The sequence below is a fragment of the Methylobacterium trifolii genome, assembly GCF_022179685.1.
Lineage (GTDB): Bacteria > Pseudomonadota > Alphaproteobacteria > Rhizobiales > Beijerinckiaceae > Methylobacterium > Methylobacterium trifolii.
Window position 1 is genome coordinate 1 of sequence record NZ_BPRB01000154.1, and the last position, 7,569, is coordinate 7,569.

Below are 7,569 nucleotides of genomic sequence, written 5' to 3' on the forward strand. Positions count from 1 at the left end.
AGTTCCTGGGCCTTGCCCTCCGCCACGAGCTTGTCGTTGCCGGTGACGTTGCCGATGCCCTGCTTGACGTTGCCGGCGGCCTCGTTGGCCAGCCCCTTGATCTTGTCGGTGGTGCTGCTCATCGAAAATGCTCCTGTCCGAGGTCTCGAAGGGAACCGGCCATAGGCGGCCGGCGGATGATCGGCCCCGGCGAACCGGGGCCGAAGGGGATTAGACGCGGCGGGCGTCGTAGCCGGTGACCAGGGCGACCGGCTTCGGAGCGCCGAGACGACCGCCGAGGAAGCCTGCGAGCGCGCCGAGGAGCAGGGCCAGCGCTCCGTAGAGGGCAGCCTGCGTGGCGGCGCTGCGGGTGGCCTCGGCGGCGGCGATGGCCTTCTTCTTGGCGTCCGCGACCGCGACTTCGTACTGCTTCTGGTAGTCCTGGATCTGGGCCTTGGCTTGATCCACCGGGATGCCCTGAGCCTTGGCCAGCGCGTCCGCAGCGCGGTTCTCGGCCTGTGCCTTCTGGGCCGGGTCGCCCGACAGGGCGGCACGGATGGCGGCGACGGCGGCGTCACGGGCGGCCTGGGGGTCCTGCCCGGCGGCCTGCTGGCGGACCGAGTTCTCGATGCCGTCGAGCGGGTTCGAGATCTTGGCCAGGGACGGGGCGGCCGCCTGTGCGGCGGTCTGCACGGTGCCGCCGATCAGGTTGCCGGCGCCGCCCAGCGTGCTGGTGACGCCGTTGAAAGCGCCGCCGACGATGCCGCCGACCGCCGAGGTCAGGAGGTACAGAACGACGAGGGTGGACACGGCCCAGGAGACGAGGCCGTGGAATCCGGCCGTGTTGCCGATGGACTTGCCCGAGAGCCGCCCGGCGAGGAAGCCGCCGGCGAGCGCCGCGACGATGCCGGAGACCACGAACCACAGGCCGGCGCCGAGCGACAGGGTCGATGCGGCCGGGTTGTCGGCTGCCGGACCGCCGACGCTGGACAGGCCGATGCCGACGCCGACCATGTTGAGGACGACCTGGGCCACCAGGGCGATGACGGCGCCGGCGAAGACGGCACCCCACGACACCTGGTGGAGGTGGACGGTACTCGGTGTGGCGAGCGGTGCGGCGGCGATGCTGGAAGAAGATGACACAGTTGTACTCCGGAAAAACGCGGTTCGGCGAAGAGTGGGATCAGCGACGGGTATTGATGAGAAGGCCGATGCCGAGGCCGACCGCGCCGGCGATCAGGAGGGCGGCGAGCGGGCTCTCCTCGACCTGCTGCGCGATGGCGCGGCGGCCCTCGCTCAGGTAGCGACCGCCGTCGTCGTAGGCGTCCTCGGCGAAATGATAGGCCTCGTCGGCAGCGTTGCGGACGGATTCCTCAGCGCGGGCGTAGTACCGTCCGGCATTGTCCCGAGCGTCCGCGCCGGCATCGGCGACACGATCCGCCGTCTCGCGAAGCGCATCCTTGCCCTCACCGTAGGCCCGCTCTGCCGTGCCCTGCACCTGACGCGCACGGCCTTCGACCGAGTCCCGATCGGAGCCGATGAGATCGCCGACGGCGCCTCGTACCTTGCCTGCGAGCTCCTTGGCGGTGCCCGTCACGCTATCCGTATCGACCATGTCGTTCGTCCCGTTCCGTTCTGTTTCGTGCGTCTGCGCCGTTCGACCCGGGCTACGACCTTCGCGTGGTCCCGGGCTTCACGTCGGACTTCGGTGATCGCTTCTGCGCCCTGCCCTCGGCCTGCATCCGGATGTCGCCGGTCAGCTTCCCGATGGCTTCCTTCACCGAGCCCTTGACCTGCTCGGTGGACGTGCTGGCGGGGGGGCGGCTCATGGATGTCTCCGAGTGCCCGGGGGAGGCGTTCACTCACCCCCAGGTGGCGTCTCGAAGACGCGCATCAATAGTGCATCCTTACCGGTTTCCTAGTATAATCAGCGGAGTCTGGACGTGGGGAAGCCGTTCTCGCGTCCCCACACGATGGCGTCGGCACGCTTGTGCACGTCGAGCTTCCGGTAGAGCGCGGCCGCGTGGTTGCGCACCGTGTTGCGGCTGACGCCGAGCCTCTTCGCGATGCCGTCGTCGTCGATGCCGGAGCAGACCAGGTCGAGGATCTGCCGTTCCCGGAGCGTGAGGCTCGGCTTGGCCTCGTCGCCGGCGTCGGGATGGCGCAGGTTCGCAAGCTTCTCGATGACCCCGCGACTGAACCAGGAGGTGTCGGCCATCACGGCCTCGATGGCGCCGAACAGGTCGCGTTCCGAGCGCTTCCGCTCGGTGATGTCCTGCAGCACCAGGAGCACGAAGGTCTCCTCGCCGATCCCGACGCGCTCGGCCGAGACCAGGCAATCGAGCGCCGTGCCGTTCTGGTGACGCAGGCAGGTCTCGAGCCCGATCACGGACCCGGTCCGGGTCATGGTCTCCTCGAACTTCCGGCGCGCCGCATCCTCGACCCACAGACCGAGGTCTGCCGGCGAGCGGCCGACGACCGTGTCTTCGCCGGACCCGAACACGCGGGTAAAGGCCTCGTTGATGCCCGTGACGGCGAACCCGTCGGCGCGCGCCAGGATCGTCGGCACCGGGGTCAGCCGGAACGCCGTGGCGAAGCGCGCCTCGCTCTGGCGCAGAGCCGCCTCCGCTTTCCGGCGCAATTCCAGGTCGGCGAAGGTGAACAGCATGCAGGGCTCGTCGCCGAGCTCCATCGGCTGGCCTGCGACGATGACGTGGCGTTCGCCGCCGTCCGGCAGGGCGAGGCAGGCCTCCATCTGCGGGATGGTGGCGCCCTCGTTCAGGCGCGAGACCGCCAGATCGCGGCTCCTGGTTCCGGCCAGCACGTCGACCTCGTAGACGCTGCGCCCGAGCACCGCGTCGCGAGTGTAACCGGTCATTTCAAGGAACCCGAGATTCACCTTCACGTGCCGCAGGTCGGACAGGCGGCAGATCACGGCCGGGGCGGGATTGGCGTTGAAGGTCTTCTCGAAGCGCTCCTCGGCCTCGAACTGGTCGGACACGTCCTTGAGGATCAAGGCGAGGCAGCTCGGCCGACCGTCGTTGTCCGTCGCGACGAGGCTGCGCAGGGAATGGGTGAAGGCGACGTCCGGCTGGTCGGAGCGCTTCACCTCGACGACGACGTCGTGGAACTCCTCGCCCGAGACGACGCGCTCCATCGGGTAGTACTCGGAGGCGCGATTGTTGCGGTAGCGCAAGGCGAAGCGCTCGCGGTACGCGTCGACGGTCGCACCGAGTTCGTCGAGGGACTCGGCGCCGTGCATCGCCAGCGCCGCCGCGTTGGCATAGGCGATCGTCTGGTCGGGCTCGACCAGGATCACGCCCTCGCTGAGGCCGGCGATGATCTGCCGGAGTTCGTGCCTGTCGGTTCCGGCCGTCACAGGATATGCCGCTCCTCGTCCCCGATGTGGCGACGCAACATGAACGGGTTGTGCGCAAACGAGTTCCGGCCGAGCTGGGATTTTTCTAGTCTGTGCGTACTATCCCCATGACCCGGGAGGATGCATGCGCGGTGGCCGGAGGGCCGCCGCCTCGACCGCCGCGCCGTCCTTCTCGTGTCCGACAGCCCGACGTTCGGCGCTCTCGCGTAGCCTTCTCTTGGAGGCGACCGCTGATCGAGAAGCGGGGTGCTCCGACTGGCATCCGAATGGGGGTTCGATTCTTCTCACAGGCGCTGTGCCGTCATCCTCTTTCGTGCGACGCAGGTGACGAAGTCTTCCGGGCTCGTCGCCAGGAGCGTGGCCTCCGCCGATTCCACGGGTGATAGTCCGGCGACCCAGCGCGGGTCGCCGAGGCGTTCGCGCAGGCGTTCGATCGCCCGTTGATGGGCCGGGGACGCGAAGGCGCGACGCGCCAGCACGAGGCCGGGCTCCCCGAAGAAGCGGTCGATCGATTCATAGATGGTCTTGCGCGTCTCGACGTAGTCCTTGAGCATCCGGCCGCCGACGGCTTCGGAAGACGCTGCGGCGACGACGCTCGCCTGCGCCTCGCTCCCGTCGAGCCAGCCTTGGATGTTGAAGGCGCCGTCGCGCCGCCGCGGTTCGTCGACCCGGTGCAACCCCGCATCCCCCTGGGCATAGCCGCGGGTGCGGAAGCAGCGCTTGGACCGCACGTCGGCAGCCTGCACGGCGGCCGGCGGCACGCTGCTGAAATGCCCGTCCGGATGCATGTGGAGGTTGGGGCCGGCCTGCGTCATCGCCGAGAGGAGCGCGCCGACCGGTCCGGAAGCCTGGGCCTGCGCTTGCGCGACCGTGAAGTCGTGCACCGCGGTGCCTTCGCAGGCGGCCGGCCGTTGCAGGCCCAGCGCGATGCCGCCGAGGGCCGCGACGTTGCAGAGCGATCCGCGCCCGGCTACCGCGAAGAGGGCGCCGGCCGGGCGCGGATCAAGGGCTCCGACCAGGGCGGCCGGTTGCGTGAGTTCGTGCCGGTGCAGCCCCAGGAACACCACCACGCCGAGCAGCGCGCCAGCGGTCATGGCCGGGGTCAGCCCCAGCCAGTTCCGGTCGTCGCCGGAGCCGACCCGGCGCAACGCACTCTGCCCGCAGGTCTGGGCCCGGGTGGACGCCCCGAAAACGCTGGCTCGGATCGCGGAGACGGCGGGCGCGGCACCGGCGTCCGTGCGGGTGTCGCGCCGTGGGGGCGCGATCAGGGCCATCGAGCCTGTGACCGCGACGATCGCTTCGATGCGCCGGGCGATGGTCGGATGGGTGGCGAACCCGCCCTCGCAGGCTCCGTCGATCATTATCGCGTCCTGCCCGGGCGGCAGGTCGGCGAGCCGGCTGCGGCCGTCGAGGCGCCGGAGCGCCGAGACGAGGGCCGCCGGGTTCTGCGTGGCCTCGACCGCCCGCGCATCGGCGACGAACTCGCGCGACGAGGTGATCAGCAGGCGGATCAGGCTGCTGCCGCGCAGGGCCGCCTGCGCGCAGACGCCGACGATCAGTACGAACAGGAACAGCGGCGGCATCGTCACCATGATGAGGGGAAACGCCGCGACTTCCTTGAGGCGGTCGCTCCTCCTCAGCCTCGGCCGGATCAGCCAGCCGACCAGCCGCAGGCAGGCGTTGGCGGCGGCCAGGAGGCGGATGTCCCCGTTGGCGATGTGGGCGAGTTCGTGGGCCAGCACCGTGCCGAGTTCGTCGTCGTCGAGGTCGTCGAGCAGGCCGCGGGTGACGACGACGACGGCGTTCCTGCGGTTCACCCCGCAGGCGAAGGCGTTGAGGGCCCGCGCCTCGATCACGCCGACATAGGGGGCGGGCAGGCCCATGCCGATGGCCAGCGTCTCGACCAGGCGGCAGAGCCGGGGCTCGTCGGCATCGTCGACGAAGGTGAAGCCCACGAGGCGCTGCACCGACCGGACGTGCCGGACCAGGTTCAGCGCCAGGTATCCGGCGGCGGCGAGGGTGACGAGGGGGACGTAACGTTCCGCGTAGCCGCCCCAGGCGTGGACCGGCGCGTGGTCCGGGTCGAAGGCCAGGAGCGGGATGTAGAGGACGAGGATCGCCGCCACGTTGAGGGCGGCGAGGAAGCCCGCGAACAGCGCCACCGAGCGCCGGTCGTTGGCCTGCACCCAGCCGTAGAGACCATTGACCCGGAGCATCATCGCGCACCCGCTCAGAACTTGATGGCGATGGGCTCGTCGATGAGGATACGTTCGATGCCGAGGTCGAACGGCCGCCGCGGGCTCAGCCGGCGGTAGCGGGCCACCAGGCTGCCCGGGAACTGGCGCAGCGTCGCCCCGTACTCCCCCACCGCGAGGTTGTGGAAGCGCCGGGAGGCGGTGATGCGGTTCTCCGCCCCGACGAGTTCGTCGCGCAGGGCGGCAAAATGGCTCGAGGCGCGAAGCTCCGGATAACGGTCGGCCATCCCGATCAGGGCGTTGATGGTCTGGCTCACTTTCTTCTCCGCCGTGAGCCGCGCGTCGGGGGCGATCGCCGCAAGGGCCTCGGCGCGGGCCTGGGTGAGTCCGAGCAGGATGTCGTGCTCGTGGCCGGCGAAGCCCCGCACCGTCTCGACGAGGCCGGGGATGAGGTTCTGGCGGTGCTTGAGATGGACGTCGATGTCGGCGAACGCGATCTCGCAACGCTGGTCGAGGGCGACGAGGCGATTGTAGGTGGCAAACGCCAGGTAGATCGGAACGGCCACGGCGAGCGCGGCGACGAGAAGCATTGCAGTGGTCAGCGACATCGCCCGTCTCCTCGACCGTCATCGGGCTCAAGGCCGCTGACGGTCGATCCATGAATTGTTGATCGCGCCGATAAAAGCCCGCGCGCATTAAATGCAGATTAACGCGACCGGTCCTCAAGTACAGATAGGCAAGGGGAGGTCCAAGACATGGCTGAATCAATCTTTAATCGCATGTCTCGTATTTTACGGGCAACGGTCGAGGACTCGATCGATCGCCTGGAGCAGGCGGGCGGCGAGGCGGTGATGCGTGAGGCGATCCGCGAGGCCGACCGTGCCGTGGACCAGGCCAAGGCCGAGCGGGAGGCCGTGACGGTCCGCCGCCTGCAGGCGGCGCGGCAGCAGGGTCTGCTGGCCCAGCGGGTCGAGGCGCTCACCGGCAAGGCGCGGTTCGCCGTCGAGGGCGGCCGCGACGACCTCGCCGAGGCGGCGCTGGCGCAGCAGATCGACTTCGAAGCGCAGGCGGCCAAGCTGGTGCAGACGCAGGCGCAGGCCCGCGAGGAGGAGGCACAGCTCGGCGAAGGCTTGGCCGCCCTGGAGGCCCGGCGGGCGCAGATGGCGGAGGCCCTGGACGCTTACGTCCTGGCCCGGCGCGAGGCGTCGGCGGGCAGCGACGCACTGCGGCCGGATATGTCGGCCGCACGCAAGGTGGATGCGGCCGAGCAGGCCTTCGACCGGGCGATGGCCGGCGCGAACGGATGCGGCCCGGCGCGCACCGACGCCGCCACGATCGGCCGGGTGGCCGAGATCGACGTGCTGCAGCGCAGCGCCGCGATTGCCGAGCGCCTCGCCGCTCTCAAGGCGCAGAGGGCGGCCTGATGATCCGCAAGCCGCCGCCTTCCCAGATGCACGCGGGCGCGGGCGTCGCGAGCCTGCGCGCCGCCGCCGCGCTCGCGGATACGAGCCTCACCCTCGCGCGCGCCGGGACCTACTACCTCCGAGGCGCGATCTGCTGGGGGTTCGCCGCGCTCTGGGGGTTCGCGGCCCTGGCGGCCGGGGCTTCGGGCGCCTTGCCCACGTTCCTCGGCGTGGGCACCCTGGCCCTCGTCATGGCCTGGTTCGGTGCGCGCCTGTTCGCCAAGGGGCACGATTGCCGCCGCGCGCGTCCCTAGGACGCCGCGGCCGGCCGCATCGCGAGACGATCGCGATCCGGACACATCGAAAACGAACCCACTCCCCCGACGACCTCAGCACACGGGCTAGGTCGAGTATTTGATGTTCCACTGATTGCCCGGCACGCACTGAGAGCGGAGAGACGAGGATGGTCCGGATCGCCTTTATCCTGGCCCTGGCGGGACTCACGTTCCTCGCCCCGCTGGTCTATGCGGGGCCACAGCTCGCGAGCGATCTGCGCGTCGGCAGGAACTGGACCTTGACCGCGAGGTCCGCGGCCAAGGTCCAGTTCCTGCCG

The 7,569-nt window shown here is 70.0% G+C and carries 9 protein-coding genes; 2 read left to right on the top strand and 7 right to left on the bottom strand.

Annotated elements, in window-relative coordinates; all coding sequences use genetic code 11:
- The 7 genes from COGEMETH_RS14165 to COGEMETH_RS14195 form a co-directional block, all read right to left on the bottom strand.
- On the bottom strand, window positions 1–122 hold a 122-nt coding region (locus tag COGEMETH_RS14165), incomplete at its 3' end, for a CsbD family protein (RefSeq protein ID WP_238183290.1).
- Window positions 123–210: 88 nt separating this feature from the next.
- Window positions 211–1,122: a PhnA-like protein gene (locus tag COGEMETH_RS14170; protein ID WP_238183282.1), complete on the bottom strand. Its 912-nt coding sequence runs from the start codon at window positions 1,120–1,122 to the stop codon at window positions 211–213.
- 40 nt (window positions 1,123–1,162) lie between these two features.
- Window positions 1,163–1,594, bottom strand: a complete 432-nt coding sequence (locus COGEMETH_RS14175; RefSeq protein WP_238183283.1) for a CsbD family protein — start codon at window positions 1,592–1,594, stop codon at window positions 1,163–1,165.
- A gap of 52 nt (window positions 1,595–1,646) precedes the next feature.
- The gene (locus COGEMETH_RS14180; RefSeq protein ID WP_238183284.1) at window positions 1,647–1,808 is read right to left on the bottom strand and encodes a CsbD family protein; all 162 of its coding nucleotides are present in this window, start codon (window positions 1,806–1,808) and stop codon (window positions 1,647–1,649) included.
- 98 nt (window positions 1,809–1,906) lie between these two features.
- Window positions 1,907–3,358, bottom strand: a complete 1,452-nt coding sequence (locus COGEMETH_RS14185; RefSeq protein WP_238183285.1) for a helix-turn-helix transcriptional regulator — start codon at window positions 3,356–3,358, stop codon at window positions 1,907–1,909.
- Window positions 3,359–3,642: 284 nt separating this feature from the next.
- Window positions 3,643–5,577 carry a M48 family metalloprotease gene (locus tag COGEMETH_RS14190; protein WP_238183286.1) on the bottom strand — a complete coding sequence of 645 codons (1,935 nt, stop codon included), beginning with the start codon at window positions 5,575–5,577 and terminating at the stop codon, window positions 3,643–3,645.
- An 11-nt stretch (window positions 5,578–5,588) separates the two neighbouring features.
- Window positions 5,589–6,161, bottom strand: coding sequence for a LemA family protein (locus COGEMETH_RS14195; protein WP_238183287.1), 573 nt, complete (start codon window positions 6,159–6,161; stop codon window positions 5,589–5,591).
- Between the two features lie 147 nt (window positions 6,162–6,308).
- Between COGEMETH_RS14195 and COGEMETH_RS14200 the strand changes: the two genes are divergently transcribed.
- Complete coding sequence (locus COGEMETH_RS14200; protein ID WP_373875370.1) at window positions 6,309–6,977, top strand: PspA/IM30 family protein; 669 nt, start codon at window positions 6,309–6,311, stop codon at window positions 6,975–6,977.
- Entirely contained in the window at window positions 6,977–7,270 is a 294-nt protein-coding gene (locus tag COGEMETH_RS14205; RefSeq protein ID WP_238183289.1) for a hypothetical protein, read from the top strand. The genes COGEMETH_RS14200 and COGEMETH_RS14205 overlap by 1 nt, the downstream gene beginning before the upstream one ends.
- Window positions 7,271–7,569 lie beyond the last annotated feature (299 nt).